The following is a 23,713-nucleotide window of genomic DNA, read 5'->3' as shown; positions in this document are numbered from 1 at the left end:
GCCCCGGCGACGGCCTGGGGCCGACGGAGCCTGGGGCTCTGCCGGCCTCTGGAGCCGCCGTCTCGGCTTCGGCGCCGACAGGTGTCAGCGCCGAAGCCGGGGTGTTCCGGCGAACCGCGTCAGGCGATCGTCGCGCTTTCGGCGAGGATGCTGACGCCCTCCTTGGTGACGGAGACGAAGCCCCCGTCGACGGCGGCCGAGATCTCCTGGCCGCCGACCTTCACCCGCACGGTCTGGTCGCGCACGAGCACGGCCAGCATGGGGATGTGTCCCGGCAGGACACCGATGTCGCCGTCGACGGTCCGGGCGACGACCATGTCGGCGTCGCCGGACCACACCTCCTGCTCGGGCGAGACGATCGCCACCCGCATCGGCATTACAGGTTCTCCGCGTTCTTCTCGGCGTCCTCGATCCCGCCGCACATGAAGAACGCCTGCTCGGGCAGGTGGTCGTAGTCGCCCTGGGTGAGCCGGCGGAACGAGTCGATCGTCTCGTCGAGCGGGACGAACTTGCCGGGGATGCCGGTGAACTGCTCGGCGACGAAGAACGGCTGGGACAGGAACCGCTGGATGCGGCGAGCCCGATTGACGAGGATCTTGTCCTCTTCGGAGAGCTCGTCGATACCGAGGATGGCGATGATGTCCTGCAGGTCCTTGTAGCGCTGCAGGATCCGCTGCACCTCGCGGGCGGTGTCGTAGTGCTCCTGCCCGATGTACCGGGCGTCGAGGATCCGGGAGTTCGAGTCCAGCGGGCTCACGGCCGGGTAGATGCCGAGGTCGGAGATCGCCCGGTCGAGCACCGTGTTGGCGTCGAGGTGGGTGAACGTCGTCGCCGGGGCCGGGTCGGTCAGGTCGTCCGCGGGGACGTAGATCGCCTGCAGCGAGGTGATCGAGTGACCGCGGGTCGAGGTGATCCGCTCCTGCAGGGCGCCCATCTCGTCGGCCAGCGTCGGCTGGTAGCCGACGGCGCTGGGCATCCGGCCGAGCAGCGTCGACACCTCGGAGCCGGCCTGGGTGAACCGGAAGATGTTGTCGATGAACAGGAGCACGTCCTGCTTCTGCACATCCCGGAAGTACTCGGCCATGGTGAGCGCGCCGAGGGCGACCCGGAGCCGGGTGCCGGGCGGCTCGTCCATCTGGCCGAAGACGAGCGCGGTGTCCTCGATGACGCCGGCCTCGGTCATCTCCAGGAACAGGTCGTTGCCCTCACGGGTGCGCTCGCCGACGCCGGCGAACACCGACACGCCACCGAACTCCTTGGCGACCCGGCGGATCATCTCCTGGATGATGACGGTCTTGCCGACGCCGGCGCCGCCCATCAGACCGATCTTGCCGCCTCGCACGTACGGGGCGAGCAGGTCGATGACCTTGATGCCGGTGGTGAACATCTCCGTCTTCGACTCGAGCTGGTCGAAGGCCGGCGCCGAGCGGTGGATCGGCCAGTAGGTCTCGGCGTCGACCTTGTCCACGTCGAGCGGGTTGCCGAGCACGTTGAACACGTGGCCCTTGGTGGCGTTCCCGACCGGGACGGAGATCGGCGCGCCGGTGTCGCGGACCGGAGCCCCGCGCACGAGGCCGTCGGTCTGCTGCATGGAGATGGCGCGGATGGTGTTGTCGCCGATGTGCTGCGCGACCTCAAGGGTCAGGACCGCGGTCTCGCCGTCGATCGTGCGGTCGACGTGCAGCGCGGTGTAGATCTCGGGAAGCTCGTCGGGGGCGAACTCGACGTCGACGACCGGTCCGATGACTCGGGCGACTCGGCCGATCCCCGGAGTCCGGCCCTCCGCCGTGGTCGGCGAGCTGGTGGTGACGGTCATGGCGTCCTCGGTTTCACTGTCGTTGCCCGCCGCCGCGGGCTTCGGCTTGACGTTCGTCGGTGTCGACGCCGGCAGCGGAGTCGATGCCGGCTGTGAGCCCAGTGTCCACACCGGTCCGCCCGCCGCCTAGTGCGTCGGCCCGCCGCGGTGCACGCCGGGGCAGGGGTGGCCGGAAGATCACAGGTCTCCTACGCGCCGGACGCCAGGGCGTTCGCGCCACCCACGATCTCGGAGATCTCCTGGGTGATGGCGTCCTGGCGGGCCCGGTTGGCCGCGCGGGTGTAGGTCTTGATGAGGTCCTCGGCGTTGTCCGTCGCCGACTTCATCGCGCGCTGGCGGGCCGCCGACTCGGAGGCCGCCGACTCCAGCAGCGCCGCGTAGAGACGGCTCTCGACGTACCGCGGGAGCAGCGCGTCGAGGACGGCCTCGGCCGACGGCTCGAACTCGTAGTTCGGCAGCGGCCCACCGGCCGGCGGCTCGTCGTGCTCGCGCAGGACCATCGGGAGCAGGCGGTGCGCCACCGCGTTCTGGGTCATGGCGCTGACGTACTCGGTGAAGACGAGATGGATCTCGTCGACACCGCCCTCCTCGGTGGGCGTGGTGAAGGCCGTGATGAGGGCGTCCGCCACCGCCTTCGCGTCGCTGTAGCTCGGCTGCTCGGAGAAGCCGGTGTAGTCGCCGGCCAGCGCCCGGCCGCGGAAGCGGTAGTACGTCCCCGCCTTGCGGCCGACCGCGTAGAGCAGCGGCTCCTTGCCCTCCTCACGCAGCAGCTCGACCAGCTCCCCGGCGCGCTTGAGCGCGTTGGAGCTGTAGCCGCCGGCGAGGCCGCGGTCGCTGGTGATCACGACCACGGCTGCCCGCGTCGGCTCCGGGCGCTCGGTGGTGAGCGGATGAGCGATCGTCGTCTGCGACGCCACGGCACTGATCACTCGCGTGATCTCCTCCGCGTACGGCCGGGACGCGGCGACCCGCGCCCTGGCCTTGGCGATCCGCGAGGCGGCGATGAGCTCCATCGCCTTGGTGATCTTCTTGGTGGACTGGACCGTCTTGATCCGCCGCCGATATTCGCGAAGCTGGCCCGCCATGGGTCAGTGACCCGCGGTCTCGTCGGACGGCTTGCGGTGGTGGACGGCGATCTCCTCGCGCTCCACCGCGGACGGGTCGAGCGCCTCGGGGACCGCCTCGTTCACCAGCTGCTTGCCGCTCGACAGCGTGAACTGCTCCTTGAACTCGGCGATGGCCGACTCCAGGGAGGAGACGAGGTCGTCGCCGAGCTTCCCGGTGTTCACGATGGTGTCGTAGATGGCGCTGTGGGTCCGCCCGACGAAGTCGAGGAACTCGGCCTCGAAGCGGCGGATGTCCTCCACCGGCACGTCGTCCAGCTTGCCGGTGGTGCCGGCCCAGATCGACACGACCTGGCGCTCGACGGAGAACGGCTTGTTCTGGGGCTGCTTGAGCAGCTCCACCAGCCGGGCGCCGCGGGCGAGCTGGTCGCGGGAGGCCTTGTCCAGGTCGGAGCCGAACGCCGAGAAGGCCTCCAGCTCGCGGTACTGGGCGAGGTCGAGGCGCAGGCGGCCGGCGACGGACTTCATCGCCTTGACCTGCGCGCTGCCGCCCACTCGGGAGACCGAGGTACCCACGTTGATCGCCGGCCGGACGCCCTGGTTGAACAGGTCCGACTCCAGGAAGATCTGGCCGTCGGTGATCGAGATGACGTTCGTCGGGATGTAGGCCGAGATGTCGTTGGCCTTGGTCTCGATGATCGGCAGCCCGGTCAGCGACCCGCCCCCGAGCTCGTCCGAGAGCTTCGCGCAGCGCTCCAGCAGACGGGAGTGCAAGTAGAAGACGTCGCCCGGGTAGGCCTCACGGCCCGGCGGGCGGCGTAGCAGCAGCGAGATCGCGCGGTACGCCTCGGCCTGCTTGGAGAGGTCGTCGAAGACCACCAGCGAGTGCTGGCCGTTGTACATCCAGTACTGCCCGATCGCCGAGCCGGTGTACGGGGCGATGTACTTGAAGCCCGCCGGCTGGTCGGCCGGGGCGGCGACGATCGTGGTGTAGGCCAGCGCGCCGGCCTCCTCGAGGGTGTTCACCACCTCGCGGATGGTCGTCTTCTTCTGGCCGATGGCCACGTAGACGCACTTGACCTGCTTCTTCGGGTCACCGCTCGCCCAGTTGTCACGCTGGTTGATGATCGCGTCGATCGCGACGGTGGTCTTCCCGGTCTGCCGGTCACCGATGATCAGCTGACGCTGACCCCGGCCGATGGCGGTCATCGCGTCGATGGCCTTGATGCCGGTCTGCAGCGGCTCCTTGACGGGCTGGCGCTGCACCACCGACGGGGCCTGCAGCTCGAGCGCCCGGGTGCCGGCCGCGGCGATGTCACCGAGGCCGTCGATCGGGCGCCCGAGCGGGTCGACGACCCGGCCGAGGAAGCCGTCGCCCACCGGGACGGCGAGGATCTCGCCGGTCCGGCGGACCTCCTGGCCCTCCTCGATGTGCTCGGCGTCGCCGAGGATGACGCAGCCGATCTCGCCGACCTCGAGGTTGAGGGCCAGTCCCAGCACGCCGCCGGAGAACTCCAGCAGCTCGTTGGTCATGGTGTGCGGAAGGCCCTCGACCCGCGCGATCCCGTCACCGGTCACGACGACACGGCCGACCTCCTCCCGGTCACCGGAGGTGGCCTGGAAGGAGTCGACGTACTCCCGGAGGGCGTCGCGGATCTCCTCCGGCCGGATGGACAGCTCAGTCATCGCGTTGGTCCTTCATGGCTGGCGTGGATCTGGTCATCGGTCGTCTCTGCCGGTCCGGCGGTCGGACCCGGCTTCAGCTCGCCCATCGCGCTCCGCGGCCTAACGGGTCAGCCCGCGGCGGGCTGCCGCGAGGCGGCGCAGGACGGTGCCGTCCACGACCTCGTCACCGACCCGTACGGCGACACCACCGAGGACAGCGGGGTCGAGATCGATCTGGAGCTGGATCTGCCGGCCGAAGAAGCGGCTGACCGCCACCTTCAGCCGCGCGATCTGGTCGTCGTCGAGCACGGTCGCGGTACGGACGACGGCGACCACCCGCCCGCGGCGGGCGGCCGCGATCCGGCTGAGCTGCTCCAGGCGCCGCTCGATGTCGCCCTGCTCGCGGTCGGCCACCGCCTGCTCGGCCAGCCGCAGGGTCACCGGGTGGGCGCGGCCGGACAGCAGCCGCGTCACCAGTCCCACCTTCACCGACGTCGGCGCCGCCGGGTCGGTGAGGGCGAGCGAGAGCTGCGGGTTCTGGCCGAGGATCCGGCCGAACCGGAACAGCTCGTCCTCGACCTCGTCGAGGGCGTCGGCCGCCTCCGCCTCCGCCAACGTCGCCTCGACGGCGAGCTCCTCGAGCGCGTACCTGAGGTCGACGGGACGCGACCAGCGACCGGCGACGGCCGCCGAGACGATGGCGAGCGCCCCCTGGCTGATCTGCCCGCCGAGCAGACGGGCCGCGAGGCCCGTCCGCGACTGGGGCGGCGCGCCCGGGTCGGTGAGGGCGCGCCGAACCGTCGGCTCGCCCCCGACGAGGGTGGCGACCGCGCTGAGATCGCCGGCGATCCGACGGACCTCGGGCGCGACCGTACCGGCGGTTGCGCCGATCGGCACCGCCGTCACCTGGTCGAGGACCGACCTGGCGGCGGCGAGCGACTGCCGGCTGGCTCCCTCCACCGTCAGACTCCCGGCCCGGCCGGGACGGCGTCAGGCTGCGGAGCCTCGTCGAGACCCGCGATGAAGTCGTCGACGAGCTGCCGCTGGCGGGTGTCGTTCTCCAGCTCGCGGCCGACGATCCGGGTCGCGAGCTCGAGCGCGATCTCACCGATCTCACGGCGCACGGAGGCCACGACCTGGGCACGTTCCGCGACCAGCGCCGCGTCCGCCCGCTCGCGGATCTCGGCGACCTCCTGCTGCACCTGCGTGCGCAGCTCCTCGACGATCTGCCGCCCCTGTGCCTGGGCGTCCTCGCGGATGCGAGCCGCCTCCGAGCGTGCTTCGGCGAGCTGGGAACGGTACTGCTCGAGCAGGGCCTGTGCCTCGCGCTCCGCCCGTTCGGCGCGGTTGAGACCACCTTCGATACGTTCGGCCCGCTCGGCATAGGTCTTACGGATCTGTGGGTAGATCTTCCAGAAGAAGAATCCGACGAGAAGACCGAAGGCCAGCAGGCCGACGATCAGCTCGGCGAGCGGCGGCACAAGGACGCTGTCCTCGTGTTCCGCGCCTTCTTCGGCGGCGGCTAGAACTAGATTCTGCAGCACAGGGCGCCCCGGATCAGGTGAAGACGAACGGCACGACGAAGCCGATGAGGGCGAGCGCCTCGACGACAGCGAAGCCGATCAGCATGTAACGGAAGGCCACCTGCTCGGCCTCGGGCTGGCGGGCGATGGCCTGGATACCCAGACCGAAGATGATGCCGACGCCGATGCCAGGGCCGAGGGTCGCGATGCCGTAGGCCACCGTGCCGATGTTGCCGCTGATCGCGTCATCAGCGGCGAGCAACGTGGCCGCGGAAAGAGACATCGTAGGGATCCGTCCTTCTGTGGTCGGTGCACCGGGGCTCTCCCACGGTGCGCGTGGGTCGATTCAGGTTCAGGCCCGCGCCACCGCGCCAGCGGCGGTGACCGGCGCACTTGTTTCGTGGCCGTGGATCGGGGAGTGGTCCGCCGCGTGGTCTCCGCCGCCGTGCGAGGAGATCGCGCCGCCGATGTAGGCAGCTGTGAGGACCGTGAAGATGTAGGCCTGCAGCACGTCGATCATCAGCTCGAACAGCGTGAGAGCGATCGCCATCAGGCCGGAGACCAGCCCGAACACGAACTGGGGCTTCGGCAGCAGGTAGTCGGCGCCCAACGCGAAGACCAGCAGCAGCATGTGGCCGGCGAACATGTTGGCGAACAGCCGGATGGCGAGGGTGGCGGGGCGGGCGATCATCGTCGAGACGAACTCGATCGGAGCCAGGATGACCTTCACGAACAGCGGCGCGGTCGGCGCCGGCACCAGCATGTCCTTGAAGTAGGTACCGGCCCCGTGTTCGCGGATACCGACGATGTTGAAGATGAACCAGCTCACCGCGGCCAGGATCATCGGCAGCGCGATCCGCGACGTCGTCGGGAACTGCGCGACCGGAATGACCGCCATGACGTTGGAGAGCAGGATGAAGCAGAAGAGAATTGTCAGGTACGGGGAGAACATCCTGCCTCGCTCGCCGATGACGTTCTGAGCGATCTGGAGATCGACGAAGTCGTAGATCGACTCGCAGAAGTTCTGGAGCCCGCGCGGCACCAGCGTCGCCTTGCGGAACCCCAGCCAGAGGAAGCCGCCGACGAACAGCGCGACGAACAGAGTCAGCGCGGACCACTTGTTGAAGTAGAAGTCGATCGGGCCCAGGTCGAACTCGAACCAGCTCTTCGGCTTGAAGACATCGGGAGTCGGCCCGTGGAAGCCGTCATCGGCCGCCAAGAGCACCGATCCGCTCGGCACTTCCGATACCTCCAAGATCATTTATGCTGACAAAGTTCGCGATCCCCCCGGGGTCGGATCGACCTCACCCTATACGGGATGGGCCGCCGCTCCGGGCAATCGAAGACACGCGGATGACCGTCGGACGCGACCCGCCCACAGCCCCGGTGGCAAGGGACACGCTGTCCCGGACCCGGCGCGTTCGACGCGGGGACGTCCTGTGTCGAAGGCATCTTCACGACGCTCTTCGACAGGGCAGATGCTATCTGCCCGGGCGCTGGAGAGCACTGGTTGCAGGACTAAGATCTCCGACAGACAGTCGAACGTTCATCTTCCGTTGGGTTTTTGGACATGTTGTCACACTACGTCATCGACACACTGCCCTGAGCACCGTCAGCGGCGGGCTCCGAACCGGTAGATGACCAGATAGAGCGACGCGATGATGCCGACGATGAGCCCGATCGGGAAGAACAGGGCGTCGAAGCCGGCGAGCCGATCGATCCCCAGACCGACCAACCCCCAGAAGCCGCCGCCGGCGATGAGCGTGCCGATGACGCCCCAGGCTTCGCCCGGCGGTGGATTCGGTGACGCGGCCGAGCCCGAGCTTAGTCTTTCTTCCCTTTCACTATTGTCCTTTTTGCCCGAATCTTCGTGATCGGGCCCGTTGGTGCCGTTCGCCATCACGTTGTTCCTAATCCTGGATCACCGCTGATCCGCTGATCCGCGGCCGCCCCGAGGCTCGTCCTCACCGGTCCGGCGGCCTGTCCTCGCCGGTCCCCCGACTGGTCCGCACCGGCCGCCGGCCGATCCGCACCCGGCTCCCGGCTGGGCGCACGGCCACCGGTCATCGCGGTGGCGGCCGCCACGGTCTACGGCTGTTCGCCGGACGCCCGCGGCGGGCGCGCGGCCGCGGATGACGGATTCCCCCGGACGGGGCCGCCGGGGCGAGCGACCCGCGACGGATCGAGCGGAGCGACGCGGGACGGATCGAAGGTCGCCGGATCGTAGAACGGCACGCGCAGCCTGGTGGCGGCCCAGACCTCGGCGCCCACCCAGCACAGTGTCGCGGCCATGATCGACCAGGCGAAGCTGGGCAGGTCGATCGCCGTCGCGTCGCGCAGCGCCACCAGGACGACCCCCAGAGTGGCGACCTTCGCCGCGTAGATCCCGAGCGCGGCCGGCAGCAGCATCGTGGTGGCGCCGCGCCGGGCGACCGCGACCAGGGCGAGCTTGCCGAGCGCGAAGAACGCCGCCACCAGGCCGACCGCGAGGGCTCCGCCGGCGATTCCGGCCGCGCCCCGAATGGCGCCGGTCAGCACAAGGACCACAGCCAGCAGCACCGCCATCGTGCACAACCCGGCGCGCAGCGCCGGGCGAGCCGCGGCGATCATGCGCGCCGGGCCGCGCGCTGGCCCGTCAGAAGAAGGGCGAGCAGCGCGAGCAGCCCCACGCCGACTGTGGCGACGAGGATCGGCAGCGGCGAGTCGGAGAAGGAGGCCGCCACTCCCCCGAAGCCGACGAGCGCGGCCCAGAAGTACATCAGCAGAACCGCCCTGACGTGGGAGTTGCCAATCGAAAGAATTCGATGATGCAGGTGCATCTTGTCCGCCGCGAACGGCGAGCGCCCCGCCTTCGTCCGCCGGATGACCGCGAGCCCGAAGTCGAGCACCGGGACGGCCAGCACCGCCAGCGGGATGGCCAGCGGAATCAGCGACGGAAGTTGTTGGGAGGGTCCAGCGTAACCCCCGTACGCGACCTGACCGGTCACCGAGATCATCGAGGCGGCCGAGAGCAGCCCGATGAGCATCGAGCCGGAATCCCCCATGAACAACCGGGCTGGGTTGAAATTGTGCGGAAGGAAGCCGACACACACCCCGGCGGTGACCGCGGCGAGCAGCGCGGCCGGTGAGGCCCGGTAGAAGCCGTTGGTCACCGCGATCTGGTAGGCGAAATAGAACGTGGCACCGGCCGCGATCGCGGCGACCCCGGCGGCCAGGCCGTCCAGGCCGTCGATGAAGTTCATCGCGTTGACCAGGATGAGCGTGGCGAAGATGGACAGCGGGACGGCGGTCTCCGGCCCGAAGCTGAGTGTGGTCTCGCTGTTCCGGTCGATCGCGAAGGACCACTGCACGCCGAGCAGGACCATGACGCCGGCGGCCGCGACCTGACCGGCGAGCTTGGTCAGCGAGTCCAGCTCCCAGCGGTCGTCGGCCGCCCCCAGCAGGCAGATCAGCGTGCCGGCGACCAGGACGGCACGAGTCTCCGACCAGTCCTGGGAGACCACGGAGAGGAACGGCAGTTGATCGGCCACCTCGAGGCCCGCATAGAGCCCGGCCAGCATCGCCAGGCCACCGAGCCGCGGTGTGGGCGTCGCGTGCACGTCCCGGGCCCGGGGCCGGGCGACCGCCCCGACACGGAAGGCGATCCAGCGGGCGATCGGCGTCGTGAGGAAGGTGACCGCCGCCGCCACCGCGAAGACGAGCAGATACTCGCGCATCCCTACCTGTTCCGCCGTTTCATCCTGCGCCGTTCCGGGCTCTCATCGTGCGCCAGCCGGCGCGGTCGCCCGCCGCCACCCGCAGCCGCGAACGGGCCGTGGCCCGCGGCCGCCCGGCTATCTCGGATAGGCCGGATGGCGGTTGACCAGCACGGACACCGCGGCGGAGACGTCGGCCGCCGCGGACGGGTCACGCACCGCACGGGCGATCAGACCGGCGATCTCCTTCATTTCGCCCTCCCGCATGCCCTGCGTCGTCACCGCGGGAGTGCCCACCCGGATGCCGGAGGAGATCGCGGGCGGCTGCGGGTCGTACGGGATGGCGTTCTTGTTGAGCGTGATGCCCGCCGCGTCGCAGCGTGCCTCGGCGTCGCGGCCGGTCACGCCGAGCTCCCGCAGGTCGAGCAGGGTCAGGTGGGTGTCGGTGCCGCCCGCCACCGGCCGGACGCCCTCGGCCGCCAGCCCCTCGGCGAGGGCCTGGGCGTTCGCGATCACCTGGTGGGCGTAGGTGGCGTACTCGGGGGTCGCGGCCTCCTTGAGCGCCACCGCCTTCGCCGCGACGGCGTGCATCAGCGGCCCGCCCTGGCTGAACGGGAACACCGCCTTGTCGATGCGGGCGGCCAGCTCCTCCCGGCAGAGGATCATGCCGCCGCGCGGGCCGCGCAGCACCTTGTGCGTGGTGAAGCTGACGACGTCGGCGTGCGGCACCGGGCTCGGCAGCGCGCCGCCGGCGACCAGCCCGATGAAGTGCGCCGCGTCCACCATCAGCCAGGCGCCGACCTCGTCGGCGATCGAGCGGAACGCGGCGAAGTCGATGCGGCGGGGGTAGGCCGTCGCCCCGCAAATGATCATCTTGGGCCGGTGCTGCAGGGCCAGCTCACGGACCTGGTCGTAGTCGATGAGCTCGGTGTCCTCCCGGACCCCGTAGGCCACGACGTCGAACCACCGCCCGGAGAAGTTGACCCGGCTGCCGTGCGTCAGGTGCCCGCCGTGCGGCAGCGACATCGCCAGGACGGTGTCCCCCGGTGTGAGCAGGGCGGCGTAGACGGCGAAGTTCGCCTGCGTGCCCGAGTGCGGCTGCAGGTTCGCGTGCTCGGCGCCGAACAACTCCCGGGCCCGCGCGATGCCGATCTCCTCGGCGCGGTCGACCACCTGGCACCCGCCGTAGTAGCGGCGCCCCGGGTAGCCCTCGGCGTACTTGTTCGACAGCGTGGAGCCGAGCGCCGCGAGCACCGCCGGCGAGGTGAAGTTCTCGCTCGCGATGAGCTGGAGGCCGCCGCGCAGCCGCTCCAACTCGTCGACCACGACGGCGGCGATGTCCGGATCGGTGGCCCGCAGCTGGTCGAAGTCCGGGCCCCAGAACGGAGTACTCACGATGACCCACCTCCCGCCGGCTCGATGCCCAGGATATGACCGGCCGCCCCGGGCCCGCGCGTCGCCCGCCGGCTCAGCCGCCGGCTCGCGCGGGGCCCAGCCGGCGGCCGGCCCGGGACGGCGGCCGGCCCGCGCAGGTCAGCGGGCGGCGCACAGCGGTCCGCGCGCAGGTCAGCGGGCGGCCGGTTCCCGCACGAGGGGCAGCACCGAGCGCAGCGCCGCGAGGTCGACCGCCCCCTCACGGACCACAGTGGGAACCGGCCCCGTGCAGTCCACGATCGTCGACGCGGTGCCCACCGGGGTGGTCCCGCCGTCCAGGTAGACCGCTGCGGCACCGCCGAGCTGCGCCACCGCGTCGATCGCGCTCGTCGCCGGCGGACGTCCGCTGATGTTGGCGCTGGAGACGGCCATCGGCCCCGTGCGCCCGAGCAGCTCGATGGCCACCGGGTGCAGCGGCATGCGGACGGCGACCGTCCCCCGGGCGTCGCCGAGATCCCAGCGCAGGGACGGTGCGTGGTTGACGACCAGCGTCAGCCCACCGGGCCAGAACGCCCGGACGAGATCCCGGATGTGCCCCGTGACCTGCTCGGCCAGGCCGTCGAGGGTCCGCCACGAGCCGACCAGCACGGGCACCGGCATGTTCCGCCCGCGCCCCTTCGCCGCGAGCAGCGCGGTGACGGCGTCCCGGTTGAACGCGTCGGCGCCGATCCCGTAGAGGGTGTCGGTCGGCAGCACGACGAGCTTGCCGCGGCCCACCGCGTCGGTGGCGGCGTCCAGCCCGGCCTTGCGCTGCCCCTCGTCGGAGCAGTCGAAAACCTGCATCACACGTCCTCTCCGGCGCCGCGCGGCGGGCGCGGCCCCGGCGGGTTCCAGCGGGCGGTGACGAACCGGTCCCGCCCAGCGAGATCGGGATGATCCACGATTTCGGACCACGAACCAGCCCACCAGCCCTCGCCGGCGAGCAGCGCGGGCACCGTCTGGCCATGTCCGTCCGCGTGTTCCATGACCAGTAAACCGCCTGGCCGCAAGAGTCCCCCGGCGGCGGCCACGACCGCGCGCGGCCCGTCCAGGCCGTCGGGCCCGCCCCACAGGGCCGCCGGCGGGTCGTGCCGGCCGACCTCGGGCTCGACCCTCGGCCGTTCATGATCGGGCAGATACGGCGGGTTGCTGATGACGACGTCGACCCGTCCCGCGAGGTCCGTCAGGACCGTGCCGACCGGCGCGACCGGCCTGCCCGCGTCTGTTGGCGACCGTGGGATGCCGACGTCGGCCTGGTGCACCCGCACCGGCAGGCCCGTGCGCTCGACGTTGCGGCGCAGCCAGCCGAGCGCCGCCGGCTCCAGCTCCACCGCGTGCACCTCGGCGTTCGGCACCTCATCGGCCACCGACAGGGCGATCGCCCCCGAACCCGCACAAAGATCAACACAGATTGGACGTCCAGCCACGACCGCGTCGGGCGATCGCAGGGCCGCGATCGCCCACTCGGCCACCCACTCGGTCTCCGGGCGGGGGATGAACACCCCGGGCCCGACGGCGATGTCCAGGTGGCGGAAGCCGGCAAGGCCGGTCAGGTGCTGCAGTGGGACCCGGCTCGCCCGCCGCTCCACCAGCGCGCGCAGCTCGCCGGCCGCGGCCGGTTCGACCCGGGTGACCAGCACGAGCCGGCCGCGCGACACCCCGAGCACGTGCGCCGCCAGCTGCTCGGCGTCGCCGCGGGGGCTGGCGACACCGGCCGCGGCCAGCCGGGCCGTCGCGGCGGCGAGCTCGACGGCGAGCGTGGCGTCCGCGTGGTCGGCCCGCGTCGTGGACGCGGCCGGGCCTGTCACGGCGTGGCCGCCATCCGGGATTCCAGGTCCGCCTCGGTCAGGGCCTCGATCACGGCGTCGAGGTCGCCGTCCAGCACGGCCTCCAGGTTGTGCGCCTTGTAGCCGATGCGGTGGTCGCTGATCCGGTTCTCGGGGAAGTTGTAGGTGCGGACCTTCTCCGAGCGGTCGACCGTGCGCACCTGGCTCGCCCGCGCCGCCGCCGCCGCCGTCTCGGCCTTCTCCCGCGCCGCGGCGAGCAGCCGGGCCCGCAGGATGCGCATCGCCGACTCCTTGTTCTGGAGCTGGCTCTTCTCGTTCTGGCAGGAGACGACCACCCCGGTGGGCAGGTGCGTGATGCGCACCGCCGAGTCGGTGGTGTTGACGCTCTGGCCGCCCGGCCCGGACGAGCGGAACACGTCGATCCGCAGGTCGTTCGGGTCGACTTCGATGTCGACGTCGGCCGCCTCGGGCAGCACCAGCACCCCGGCCGCGGAGGTGTGGATCCGCCCCGCCGACTCGGTCACCGGCACCCGCTGCACCCGGTGCACACCGCCCTCGAACCGCAGCCGGCCGAAGACCCCCTGGCCGGGGGCCGCCGTCCCGCGGGACTTGACGGCCACACTGACGTCCCGGTAGCCGCCCAGGTCGCTGGGGTTCGCGTCCAGGATCTGGGTGCGCCACCCGCGCCGCTCGGCGTAGCGCAGGTACATGCGCAGCAGGTCGCCCGCGAACAGCGCGGACTCCTCACCGCCCGCGCCCGCCTTGACCTCGAGGATGGCGTCCCGGCTGTCGTCGGGGTCGACGGGCACCAGGTAGGCCCGCAGGCGGGCGGCGAGATCGGCCTGGCTCGCCTCCAGGGCCACGACCTCGTCGCGGAAAGACGGGTCCTGCTCGGCGAACTCGCGGGCGGTCTCCAGGTCACCCTCGACGCGCTCCAGCCGCTGCGCGAGGTCGACGGGGGTGGCGAGCTCGGCGTACCGGCGCGTCAGCTCCCGGGCCCGCGCCGGATCGTTGTGGATGTCCGGATCCGCGAGCCGCTTCTCGATGTCGGCGTGCTCGGCGATCATGCCAACGAGCGGGGAGGTCATCAGGGGTTCCTTCAGGTCGTCGGGACGCGAACGGCGCCCGCCCGGGGATCCGGGACGGGCGCCGAGGACGACCTACTTCGCGCCGCCGACCTTCTGGCCCGGCTGCCGGCGACCGAAGCGCCGCTCGAACTTCTCGACCCGGCCACCGACGTCGAGGATCTTCTGCTTGCCGGTGTAGAACGGGTGGCACTGCGAGCAGACCTCGGCGCTGATGGCGCCGTTCTCCTTGGTCGACCGCGTGGTGAACGTGCTGCCGCACGTACAGGTCACCGTGGTCTCGTGGTACTGCGGGTGAATATCAGCCTTCATGATCCCTCTTCCGATGTGGCCGCCGGGTCGCCGCCGCGGGAGCGGACGGCGTGAACCGGAGCCGGTTGTCGCCAGTGTGCCAGACCCGGCGCCCCGGGCCGGACCAGCCAGCCGCCGACGACAACGCCGCCGCCGGGCCCTGATGTTCCCGGGCCCGGCCGGGGGCTGCCGCCGGGCGGCGGTCAGTCCTGGGGCGGTGCCGTCTTCGCGATCTGCATCAGGAACTCGTAGTTCGTCCTGGTCTGCTTCAGCCGGTCGAGCAGGAGGTCGAGAGCCTGCTGCGGCTCCCGGGTATGCAGGACCCGCCGGAGCTTGTGCATGATCGCAAGCTCGTCGGGGGCCAGCAGGATGTCCTCCTTGCGGGTGCCGGAGGCGTCGACGTCCACCGCCGGGAAGACCCGCTTGTCGGCGATCTTCCGGTCCAGCTTGAGCTCGGCGTTGCCGGTGCCCTTGAACTCCTCGAAGATCACCGTGTCCATCGTCGAACCGGTCTCGACCAGCGCGGTCGCGATGATCGTCAGGGAGCCGCCGTTCTCGATGTTGCGCGCCGCGCCGAGGAACCGCTTCGGCGGGTAGAGCGCCGTCGAGTCGACACCACCGGACAGAATGCGCCCCGACGCCGGTGCCGCGAGGTTGTAGGCGCGACCCAGCCGGGTGATCGAGTCGAGCAGCACGACCACGTCGTGGCCGAGCTCGACGAGCCGCTTGGCCCGCTCGATGGACAGCTCGGCGACGTTGGTGTGGTCGGCCGGCGGGCGGTCGAAGGTCGAGGCGACGACCTCGCCCTTCACCGACCGCTGCATGTCGGTGACCTCCTCGGGCCGCTCGTCGACGAGGACGACCATGAGGTGGCATTCCGGGTTGTTCGTGGTGATCGCGTTCGCGATGGACTGGAGCACCATCGTCTTGCCGGCCTTCGGCGGGCTCACGATGAGCGCGCGCTGGCCCTTGCCGATCGGCATCACCAGGTCGATGACCCGCGTGGTCATCATGTGCGGCTCGGTCTCCAGCCGCAGGCGGTCCTGCGGGTAGAGCGGGGTGAGCTTGTGGAACTCCGGCCGGCCGCGGGCCTCCTCCGGCTCCATCCCGTTGATCGTGTCCAGCCGGACCAGCGCGTTGTACTTGTCGCGGCGCTGCTCGCCCTCCTGCGGCGCGCGCACCACCCCGGTGATCGCGTCGCCGCGGCGCAGGCCGTTGCGACGGACCTGGGCGAGGCTCACGTACACGTCCGTCGGGCCGGTCAGGTAGCCGCTCGTGCGGACGAAGGCGTAGTTGTCCAGCACGTCGAGGATGCCGGCCACCGGCACGAGGACGTCGTCCTCGCGCACCGTCGGCTCGGCGGTCTCGGCCGTGCCGCCCTGCCCGCCGCGGCCACGGTTGCGGCCGCGCTCCCGGAACCGGCCGCGGCGCCGGCCGCCGAACTCGTCGTCGTCCTGGACGCCGCCCTGGGGTGCACGGTCGCCCGGCTGGGTGCGCTCGACCGTCCTGGACCGGTCTGAACCGGCACGGTCGCCGCGGTCGGCACGTTCGCTGCGATCGGCACGGTCGTTCCGGTCGCGGTCGCCGGCCGGCTGTGAGCGGCCCTGGCGGTCGCTGGAGCGGTCCCGGTCACCGGAGCGGTCCCGGTCGCTGGAGCGGTCCCGGTCACCGGAGCGGTCCCGGTCACCCGAGCGGTCCCGGTCACCCGAGCGGTCCCGGTCACCCGAGCGGTCCCGGTCACCGGAGCGCTCGCGGCGGTCGTCACGACCGCGCGTGGGGGTCTCGGAGCCGTTCGTCCCGGCGCGGACGGAGACGGGCGCCGCGGCGGGCGCGGTCACCGCCGGGCCGTCCGCGGCAGCCGCGGCGGCCTGCGGGCGGGCGGTGTCGTCGGACGACTCCGCACCCCCCGGACCGGTCGGCAGTGTCTGCTGCTCGCCCGCGGGGCTCGTGACGCCACGAGAGGCGCCCCGCCGCCCGCGCACACGGGTCGGGGCCGACGCCGTCTCTGCCGCGGAGCCGGAAACGGAGCCGCCCGTGGTCGCCTCGGCGCCGCTGGAACCGCTCGTCTCCTGGACGGGAGCGACCGAGCCGGCCGCCGCCCGGGGCGCGGAGCTCACCGCGTCCGCGGCGGGAGCCGCCGCGGGCGGAGCGCCCTGCGCGACCGGGGCCACGGAGGCCGGCGCGGACGCGGGCTGGGAGGTCGGCGACGAGGCCGCCGGCACCGATCTGGAGGCCACCTCACCGTTCTGGACGTTCTGGATCGCCGCGATCAGCTGGCCCTTGCGGAGCCTGCCGACCCCGGGGATGCCCATCTGGGAAGCCATGGCCTGCAGCTCGGGCAGGAGCATCGCGGACAGACCGGTACCGGAACGCCGGCGCCGGGGGGCGGAGGACGCGTCAGGCCCGTCCGCGGGGACGTCGACCGACGCGGGCCGGACGGCGTGGTTGCCGTTCGACCGAGTCGTGACGACGGTGTCTACGGACGTCGCGCCGGCCGCGGCGGAACTGTCGACGGGCGAGGCAGGCGCCGCAGACTCACGTGCGCTGTCGGGCAGCACGTCGGTGGTGTCGCTCAAGGTTTTCCTTCCTGGAAGGAACCGGCTTCTCGGGCCGGGCGTAGCGTGTGAACTTTCTTCGCCTGCGCACATGCCGGATGAAGGAGATGTAGCGCCATTCGGACGGCGAGCAACGCGCCCTGAAAGGCGCTGACGGCCGACAGCCGCGAGCGAACCCGATTTCCCGCCGACGGGTGCCGGTACGCCAGCCGAGGCAACGGCGACGAGGTCTGAAGCACCGGGATCCCTGACCAGGACCGGCCACCGTGCGAGGCCAACCGCTGCGGTGAGGCTCCACTGCAGCAAGGCCACCACCGCGTACCAGATCAGGCTGGCGGGGCGAGCACGCGCCGCGGCGCAGCGGGTGCAGTCATCAGACTATCCAGACGGAGACACCTCGGCAACAACCTAGAGACCTCTGGACTTCCCGATGACACCACGAGGGACTCCCTGATGACAGCCTGGAGCCCTCCGCGGGGGTCCGTGCGACCCCTGAACCAGCATCCAGGAACGCAGCGGAGTACCATAATCACTCCGAGGAGTCGACCGCCTCGACTCGAACACCCTCGGTGTCGACAGCCAGCGGGACGACCGAGAAGCCCGGGGCGGCAACGCCGATCGCCGCCGCGGCCTGTCCGCCACCGACCCCGAGCGCCACCACGGACGGCCCGGAACCCGACAGCGCGGCCGGTATGCCGGCGGCGCGCAGCCGCCCGACCAGATCCGCGGAGGCGGGCATGGCGGGAAGGCGGTACGGCTGGTGCATCCGGTCCTCGGTCGCGGTCAGCAGCAGCCGCGAGCGTTCCTCGCCGGCGCCGGCCGCCGGTTCCGCGCCGGACAGCGCGAGCGCGAGCAGCGCCGCGCGGCCGATGTTCACCGCGGCGTCGGCATGCGGGACCTGCTTCGGGAGAGCGCCCCGGGCCTGCTCGGTCGACTGGCGTCGCGATGGGACGAACACCACGGGCCGTAGCTCGCCGAGCGGTGCCACACGGAGGGACCGCGGCACATCGCCCTCGTACCAGGCAACGGTGAGGCCACCGAGCAGGGCCGCCGCGACGTTGTCCGGATGCCCTTCGATCGCGCTGGCCACCCGCAGCCGCCCGGCCGCACCGAGCGGCCCGCCGGCGAGGGCGTCGGCGGCTGTGACTCCGGCCACAATCGCCGCGGCGGACGAACCGAGACCCCGCCCGTGCGGGATCCGGTTCACGCAGCGCAGCGCGAGCCCGGGTTGCGCCCACTCCAGCTCGTCGAAGGTGGCGCGGATCGCCCGAACCACCAGATGCGCCTCGTCCGCGGGGACAGCGTCCGGGCCGACCACGTCGATGGAGAGCCCGGACGGCGTCAGCCGCACGGACACCTCGTCGTACAGCCCGAGTGCCAGGCCCAGCGCGTCGAAGCCCGGACCCAGGTTGGCGCTCGTGGCCGGGACCCGCAGGCGGACCGCGCCCGGCGGGCGGCCTCCACCCGGCCCGGTGGTGCTCACCGTCACGCTCGCCGACGCACTGACGATCGTGCTCACCCGTGTGCTGACGGAGACATTCGCCGACGCGCTGGCCGTACCGCTTCCCGAGGCGCTGCCGGCGGCACCGGCGGCGAGGCCGTCGGCGGTCGTCACGACCGCTGCAGGCCGAGGGCCCTGGCGGCGCCGGCCACGGTCGGCGGGATGGTCTCGGGCTTCGCCGCGCCGCTGATGGCCCAGTCCGGGTCCTTCAGCCCGTTGCCGGTGACGGTGCAGACGACCCGCTGGCCCGGGCTCAACCGGCCGTCGGCGTACGTGGCGAGCAGCCCGGCGACGCTGGCGGCACTGGACGGCTCGACGAAGACGCCCTCGCGGCGCGCCAGCAGCCGGTAGGCGGCCAGGATCTGCCGGTCGTTGACCGCGTCGATCAGACCGCCGGAGGCGTCCCGCGCGTCGGTCGCGAAATCCCAGGATGCCGGGTTGCCGATGCGGATGGCCGTGGCGATGGTCTGCGGCGAGGTCACCACCTCGCCCCGCACGATCGGCGCCGCGCCCGCCGCCTGGAACCCGAACATCCGCGGCCGGCCGGACCGGATCCGGGTGTCCTCCTCGACGTAGCCGCGCCAGTAGGCGGTGATGTTACCCGCGTTCCCAACCGGCAGGCAGTGCACGTCGGGCGCGTGGCCGAGCGCCTCGACGATCTCGAAGGCGGCGGTCTTCTGCCCCTCCAGGCGGTGCGGGTTGACCGAGTTCACCAGCGTGACCGGGAACGTGTCGGCCAGCTCGCGGGCGACCCGGAGGCAGTCGTCGAACGACCCCTCCACCTGGAGCAGGCGCGCGCCGTGCACCAGGGCCTGCGCGAGCTTGCCGAGGGCGATCTTGCCGCTGGGAACCAGCACCGCGCAGGTCAGCCCGGCGCGGGCGGCGTACGCCGCGGCCGAGGCCGAGGTATTGCCGGTGGACGCGCAGATGACGGCCTGGGAGCCCTCTCCCACCGCCCGGCTGATCGCGACCGTCATGCCGCGGTCCTTGAACGAGCCGGTGGGGTTGGCACCTTCGACCTTGAGATGAACATCACATCCGGTCAGCTCGGACAGATGGTCCGCGTGCAGCAGCGGGGTGCCGCCCTCCCGCAGGGTGATCACCGGTGTGTCGGCGGTGACGGGCAGCCGGTCCCGGTACTCCTCGATGATCCCCCGCCAGGCCCGCGACGCGCGCTCGGGGGCACTGCTGCCGGCCGGGTCGCTCGAAACCGGCATCGACGACATCGTGGTCATGACTCAACTCCCTCGACCCGTACCACGCCCGACACCGCACGCACCCCGTCGAGAACCCGCAGGTCCTCGACGGTCGTGGACAGCGCCGCATCCGCGGCCGGATGGGTGACCAGGACGAGGCTGGCGTCGTCGCCGCGGCCGTCCTGACGGACGCTTCTGATGGACACATCGTGCCGGGCGAACGCGCCGGCCACCGCGGCGAGTACCCCGGCCTTGTCCGTGACGTCCAGCTGCACGTGGTAGCTCGTGATCGTGGGGCCCATCGGCAGGATCGGCAGGGCCGCGTAGGCGGACTCACCCGGCCCCTGCCGGCCCGCGACCCGGTTGCGGGCCACCGCGACCACGTCACCGAGAACGGCCGAGGCGGTCGGCGCGCCGCCGGCACCACGACCGTAGAACATGAGCTGCCCGGCGGCCTCGGCCTCGACGAAGACCGCGTTGAACGCCTCGCGCACCCCGGCCAGCGGATGCGAGCGCGGGATCATCGCCGGATGGACCCGCACGCTCACGCCGGGCCGGTCACCGGCACGCTCGGCGATGGCCAGCGCCTTGATCGTGCACCCGAGCTCGCGGGCACTGGCGATGTCGGCGGCGGTGACCGCGCCGATCCCCTCCCGGTAGACGTCATCGATCGTCACCCGGGTGTGGAAGGCGAGCTGGGCGATGATCGCCGCCTTGGCCGCCGCGTCGAACCCGTCGATGTCGGCGGAGGGGTCGGCCTCGGCGTACCCGAGCTCACCGGCCTCGGCCAACGCCTCGGCGAACGAGGCCCCGGTCTCGTCCATGCGGGTCAGGATGTAGTTCGTCGTCCCGTTCACGATGCCGAGGACGCGGCGGATCCGATCCCCGGCGAGGCTCTCGCGCAGCGGGCGCAGCAACGGGATCGCGCCCGCCACCGCCGCCTCGTAGTACAGGTCGACGCCGGCGGCCGCCGCGGCGTCGTGCAGCGTGGAGCCGTGGCTGGCCAGCAGGGCCTTGTTCGCACTGACCACCGACTTGCCCGACCGCAGCGCCGACAGCAGCCAGCTCCGCACCGGCTCGATCCCGCCGACGACCTCGATCACGATGTCGACGTCGTCGCGGGCGACCAGCGCGCCCGCGTCGGTGGTGAGCAGCTCCCGATCCACCGCTGCGGAGCGGATCCGGTCGGGATCGCGGACCGCGATCCCGACGATCTCCAGCGGCGCTCCCACCCGGGCGCCCAGATCCTCGGTGTGCGTGCCCAGCAGCCGCACCACCTCGGTTCCGACGACCCCGCAGCCGAGCATCGCGATCCTCATCGGGCGCCCGAAACCGCGCCCGCCGTCGATCGTCATTCGCCTCTCACATCCGTTCCGGCGCGCTGACGCCCAGCAGCCGAAGGCCGTTCGCCAGGACGGTCCGGGTGGCCTCGGCCAGCAGCAGTCGAGCCGCGGTGATCGCCGTGGGCTCCTCGTCGCCCTGCGGAAGCACGCGACAGGAGTCGTAGAAGCGGTGGTACGTCCCGGCCAACTCCTCCAGGTACCTCGCGATGCGGTGCGGCGCGCGCAGCTCCGCCGCCGACGCGACCACCCGCGGCAGCTCGCCGAGCGCGCCCAGCAGGTCGACCTCGCGTGGGTGGGTCAGCAGCGACACGTCGACCCCGTCGACGTCGAACGCGGGATCCGCGGAGGTCGCCAGACCCAGGGCGGCGGCGTTCCGGATGAGCGAACTGATCCGGGCGTGGGCGTACTGGACATAGAACACCGGGTTGTCGTTCGTCTGCCGCGCGATCGCGTCCAGGTCGAGGTCGAGAGCGGAGTCCATCGACGCGCGCACCAGCGAGTAGCGGGCCGCGTCGACCCCCACCGCGTCGACAAGGTCGTGCAGGGTCAGGAAGTTACCTGCCCGCTTGGACATCTTCACCGCCACACCGCCCCGCGACAGCGTCACCATCTGGCCGATGAGCACGTCGAGGTTGTGGTCGGGGTCGTCGCCGAAACAGGCCGAGATCGCCTTCAGCCGGCCGATGTAGCCGTGGTGGTCGGCTCCGAGCAGGTAGCAGAGCCGGTCGAAGCCACGGCGCCGCTTGTCGCGGTAGTAGGCCGCGTCGGCGCAGAAGTAGGTGGGCTGACCGTCTCTCTTGATCAGCGCGCGGTCCTTGTCGTCGCCGAAGTCGGTGGTGCGCAGCCAGACCGCGCCGTCCGCCTCGTAGACGTGGCCCTGGGTGCGCAGCTCGTCGATCGCGGCGGTGAGCTCCCCCGCCTCGTGCAGGCTGCGCTCGGACTTCCACAGGTCGTACTCGACCCCGAACCCCGAAAGCGTCGCGCGGATCTCGGCGAGCATCAGCTCCACACCGTCGCGGGCGCAGACCGCGAGCGCCTTGTCCTGCTCGGCGCCGCCGTCCTGCTCGCCGCCGGAGGCGGCAAGGAGCTGCTCCAGAGCCGGGTTCGCCGCCAGGACCTTCGCGGCGATCTCGGCGACGTAGGCGCCCTGGTAGCCGTCGGCGGGAGCCGGTTGGCCGCGCAGCGCGGCCAGCACCGACGCGCCGAACCGCTCGACCTGCACACCGGCGTCATTGACGTAGTACTCGGTGCCGACCTCGTAGCCCGCCGCGGCGAACACCCGGGAAAGTGCGTCGCCCACCGCCGCCCAGCGCGCGGACGCCAGTGTCACCGGGCCGGTCGGGTTCGCGCTGACGAACTCGAGGTTCACCCGAACGCCCTGGGACACCGCGGCGCGGCCGTAGGACTCGCCGTCCCGGACGATCCGGCGGGCGATGCCGCCCAGAGCCGCACCGGCCAGCCGGATGTTCAGGAAGCCCGGGCCGGCGACCTCCACCTCCGCCACACCCGCCTCGGCCCGCAGGCGGGCGGCGAGCAACTCGGCCACCTCCCGGGGCCGGCGGCGCGCCGCCTTCGCGAGCTGCAGGGCGACCGGAGACGCGTAGTCTCCGTGCTCGGGCTGCCTCGGTCGCTCGACGGTGACCGAGTCGGGCACGGCCACTTCCAGGTCACCGTTCGCGACGGCAGCCCGAACGGCCGCGACGATGGTGTCGGCGAGCTCGGCGGGGGTCATGTCGCGATGCTATCGGCGCGCGGCGTCCGACCGGTTCCCCCGCGTACCAACCATCCAGCGGTCATCGGCCCGCCCACCGATGGGACGGCCCAGGTCGCGCGCCCCGAACGACCCGAAAGCCCCGGCTGCCGGCGCTCCCGGAATGCCACGAGGGGACACCTCGCACGAACTCCCGCGCTCCGGACACGCCCCGCCCGGCGCACCCGCGGCGGACCGGACTCAGACCGGCTGACCCGCGGCGAGCCTGCTGACCACCCCGATGAGCATGTCCGGGTCGAACGGCTTGGTCAGGTAGTAGTCGACACCCAGCCGGGCACCACGCTTGATGTCCGCCTCCTGGGCGCGCGCGGTCAGCATGATCACCTTGATGTCGGCGGTCACGGGATCGTCGCGCAGCCGCGCCGCGACGTCCCAGCCGTTCACCCTCGGCATCATGATGTCGAGGGTGATCACATGCGGCGCGATCTCATGGACGCGCTCGAGACAGTCCGCGCCGTCGACCGCGGTGTGCACCTCGAAGCCTTCCAGTTCGAGGTTGACGACCACGAGCTGACGGATCACGGCGTCGTCGTCGACGACGAGCACCCGGGGGGCGGTGAAGTACACGGCCGAAGCTTACGGGCACGGCGTTGGACAGTCTGCCGATCCCACCTGGTACGGTATGCCTGCTTGCCCTGGAGCCCCCGTAGCTCAGGGGATAGAGCACCGCCCTCCGGAGGCGGGTGCGCAGGTTCGAATCCTGCCGGGGGCACACGACTTGGGGTGTGGTGTGCTCAGGCTTTTGGCCTGAGCCTTGGCGTCGTGTCATGTTGGTCGGGGGGCGGTGCCCCCCGGGCCCCCCTTCGGCGGGTGGCTTCTCGGCTTGTGGTGGTTGGCCCCGTTCGGGTTGGCTGGATGGGCCCGACTCGGCTTGCGGCGGTTAGCCCGCTTCGGCTGGCTGGATGGGCCCGACTGGCTTGCGGTGGTTAGCCCCGGTTCGGGTTGGCTGGATGGGCCTGGCTTACTTTGGTTGGTCCTGGTGGGCCGGCGGGGTGGTCGGCTTGCTTT

Annotated in this window: 22 protein-coding genes and 1 tRNA gene; 1 reads left to right on the top strand and 22 read right to left on the bottom strand. The window is 71.7% G+C overall.

Annotation, left to right across the window (positions count from 1 at the left end; genetic code table 11):
* Positions 1 to 119 precede the first annotated feature (119 nt).
* The 22 genes from AC559T_RS13665 to AC559T_RS13560 form a co-directional block, all read right to left on the bottom strand.
* Positions 120 to 377, bottom strand: a complete 258-nt coding sequence (locus AC559T_RS13665) for a F0F1 ATP synthase subunit epsilon (protein WP_018502335.1) — start codon at positions 375 to 377, stop codon at positions 120 to 122.
* Positions 377 to 1,816: a F0F1 ATP synthase subunit beta gene (gene atpD, locus AC559T_RS13660; RefSeq protein ID WP_020458662.1), complete on the bottom strand. Its 1,440-nt coding sequence runs from the start codon at positions 1,814 to 1,816 to the stop codon at positions 377 to 379. The genes AC559T_RS13665 and atpD overlap by 1 nt, the downstream gene beginning before the upstream one ends.
* 188 nt (positions 1,817 to 2,004) lie before the next feature.
* Complete coding sequence (locus AC559T_RS13655; protein ID WP_071059411.1) at positions 2,005 to 2,901, bottom strand: F0F1 ATP synthase subunit gamma; 897 nt, start codon at positions 2,899 to 2,901, stop codon at positions 2,005 to 2,007.
* Positions 2,902 to 2,904: 3 nt separating this feature from the next.
* Positions 2,905 to 4,566: a F0F1 ATP synthase subunit alpha gene (atpA, locus tag AC559T_RS13650; RefSeq protein ID WP_071059410.1), complete on the bottom strand. Its 1,662-nt coding sequence runs from the start codon at positions 4,564 to 4,566 to the stop codon at positions 2,905 to 2,907.
* A gap of 99 nt (positions 4,567 to 4,665) precedes the next feature.
* Complete coding sequence (locus AC559T_RS13645) at positions 4,666 to 5,505, bottom strand: F0F1 ATP synthase subunit delta (RefSeq protein WP_498868922.1); 840 nt, start codon at positions 5,503 to 5,505, stop codon at positions 4,666 to 4,668.
* A 2-nt stretch (positions 5,506 to 5,507) separates the two neighbouring features.
* On the bottom strand, positions 5,508 to 6,089 hold the full coding sequence (locus AC559T_RS13640; protein ID WP_020458658.1) for a F0F1 ATP synthase subunit B: 582 nt from the start codon (positions 6,087 to 6,089) through the stop codon (positions 5,508 to 5,510).
* A 13-nt stretch (positions 6,090 to 6,102) separates the two neighbouring features.
* On the bottom strand, positions 6,103 to 6,351 hold the full coding sequence (locus AC559T_RS13635; RefSeq protein ID WP_020458657.1) for an ATP synthase subunit C-like protein: 249 nt from the start codon (positions 6,349 to 6,351) through the stop codon (positions 6,103 to 6,105).
* Positions 6,352 to 6,420: 69 nt separating this feature from the next.
* The gene (gene atpB, locus AC559T_RS13630) at positions 6,421 to 7,308 is read right to left on the bottom strand and encodes a F0F1 ATP synthase subunit A (protein ID WP_498868927.1); all 888 of its coding nucleotides are present in this window, start codon (positions 7,306 to 7,308) and stop codon (positions 6,421 to 6,423) included.
* Positions 7,309 to 7,680: 372 nt separating this feature from the next.
* A complete protein-coding gene (locus tag AC559T_RS13625; RefSeq protein WP_498868921.1) occupies positions 7,681 to 7,968 on the bottom strand; it encodes an AtpZ/AtpI family protein in 288 nt (95 codons plus the stop codon).
* A gap of 188 nt (positions 7,969 to 8,156) precedes the next feature.
* Positions 8,157 to 8,678: a Cg1360 family ATP-synthase-associated protein gene (locus AC559T_RS13620; RefSeq protein ID WP_071059407.1), complete on the bottom strand. Its 522-nt coding sequence runs from the start codon at positions 8,676 to 8,678 to the stop codon at positions 8,157 to 8,159.
* The gene (locus AC559T_RS13615; protein WP_112106199.1) at positions 8,675 to 9,784 is read right to left on the bottom strand and encodes an MraY family glycosyltransferase; all 1,110 of its coding nucleotides are present in this window, start codon (positions 9,782 to 9,784) and stop codon (positions 8,675 to 8,677) included. The genes AC559T_RS13620 and AC559T_RS13615 overlap by 4 nt, the downstream gene beginning before the upstream one ends.
* Before the next feature lie 117 nt (positions 9,785 to 9,901).
* A complete protein-coding gene (gene glyA, locus AC559T_RS13610) occupies positions 9,902 to 11,158 on the bottom strand; it encodes a serine hydroxymethyltransferase (protein WP_498868920.1) in 1,257 nt (418 codons plus the stop codon).
* Positions 11,159 to 11,329: 171 nt separating this feature from the next.
* Positions 11,330 to 11,980, bottom strand: a complete 651-nt coding sequence (locus AC559T_RS13605) for an L-threonylcarbamoyladenylate synthase (protein ID WP_071059404.1) — start codon at positions 11,978 to 11,980, stop codon at positions 11,330 to 11,332.
* Entirely contained in the window at positions 11,980 to 12,984 is a 1,005-nt protein-coding gene (gene prmC / locus AC559T_RS13600) for a peptide chain release factor N(5)-glutamine methyltransferase (protein WP_368953162.1), read from the bottom strand. Before prmC ends, AC559T_RS13605 begins: the two co-directional genes overlap by 1 nt.
* Entirely contained in the window at positions 12,981 to 14,051 is a 1,071-nt protein-coding gene (prfA, locus tag AC559T_RS13595; RefSeq protein WP_112106196.1) for a peptide chain release factor 1, read from the bottom strand. The genes prmC and prfA overlap by 4 nt, the downstream gene beginning before the upstream one ends.
* A gap of 72 nt (positions 14,052 to 14,123) precedes the next feature.
* Entirely contained in the window at positions 14,124 to 14,360 is a 237-nt protein-coding gene (rpmE, locus tag AC559T_RS13590) for a 50S ribosomal protein L31 (RefSeq protein WP_018502318.1), read from the bottom strand.
* Between the two features lie 182 nt (positions 14,361 to 14,542).
* Entirely contained in the window at positions 14,543 to 16,915 is a 2,373-nt protein-coding gene (gene rho, locus AC559T_RS13585) for a transcription termination factor Rho (RefSeq protein WP_498868919.1), read from the bottom strand.
* A 508-nt stretch (positions 16,916 to 17,423) separates the two neighbouring features.
* Complete coding sequence (gene thrB, locus AC559T_RS13580) at positions 17,424 to 18,377, bottom strand: homoserine kinase (protein WP_112106203.1); 954 nt, start codon at positions 18,375 to 18,377, stop codon at positions 17,424 to 17,426.
* Between the two features lie 128 nt (positions 18,378 to 18,505).
* The gene (thrC, locus tag AC559T_RS13575; protein WP_020458645.1) at positions 18,506 to 19,630 is read right to left on the bottom strand and encodes a threonine synthase; all 1,125 of its coding nucleotides are present in this window, start codon (positions 19,628 to 19,630) and stop codon (positions 18,506 to 18,508) included.
* Entirely contained in the window at positions 19,627 to 20,946 is a 1,320-nt protein-coding gene (locus AC559T_RS13570; RefSeq protein WP_083390627.1) for a homoserine dehydrogenase, read from the bottom strand. The genes thrC and AC559T_RS13570 overlap by 4 nt, the downstream gene beginning before the upstream one ends.
* A gap of 7 nt (positions 20,947 to 20,953) precedes the next feature.
* Positions 20,954 to 22,666, bottom strand: a complete 1,713-nt coding sequence (gene argS, locus AC559T_RS13565) for an arginine--tRNA ligase (RefSeq protein WP_071059400.1) — start codon at positions 22,664 to 22,666, stop codon at positions 20,954 to 20,956.
* A gap of 219 nt (positions 22,667 to 22,885) precedes the next feature.
* A complete protein-coding gene (locus tag AC559T_RS13560; RefSeq protein ID WP_018502312.1) occupies positions 22,886 to 23,272 on the bottom strand; it encodes a response regulator transcription factor in 387 nt (128 codons plus the stop codon).
* Between the two features lie 73 nt (positions 23,273 to 23,345).
* Here AC559T_RS13560 and AC559T_RS13555 point away from each other — a divergent pair.
* Positions 23,346 to 23,417, top strand: a tRNA-Arg gene (locus AC559T_RS13555).
* The last annotated feature ends 296 nt before the right edge of the window (positions 23,418 to 23,713 follow it).

Source organism: Frankia sp. Hr75.2, from assembly GCF_949319125.1.
GTDB lineage: Bacteria > Actinomycetota > Actinomycetes > Frankiales > Frankiaceae > Parafrankia > Parafrankia soli.
This window is presented reverse-complemented; position numbering and strand designations above follow the sequence as displayed.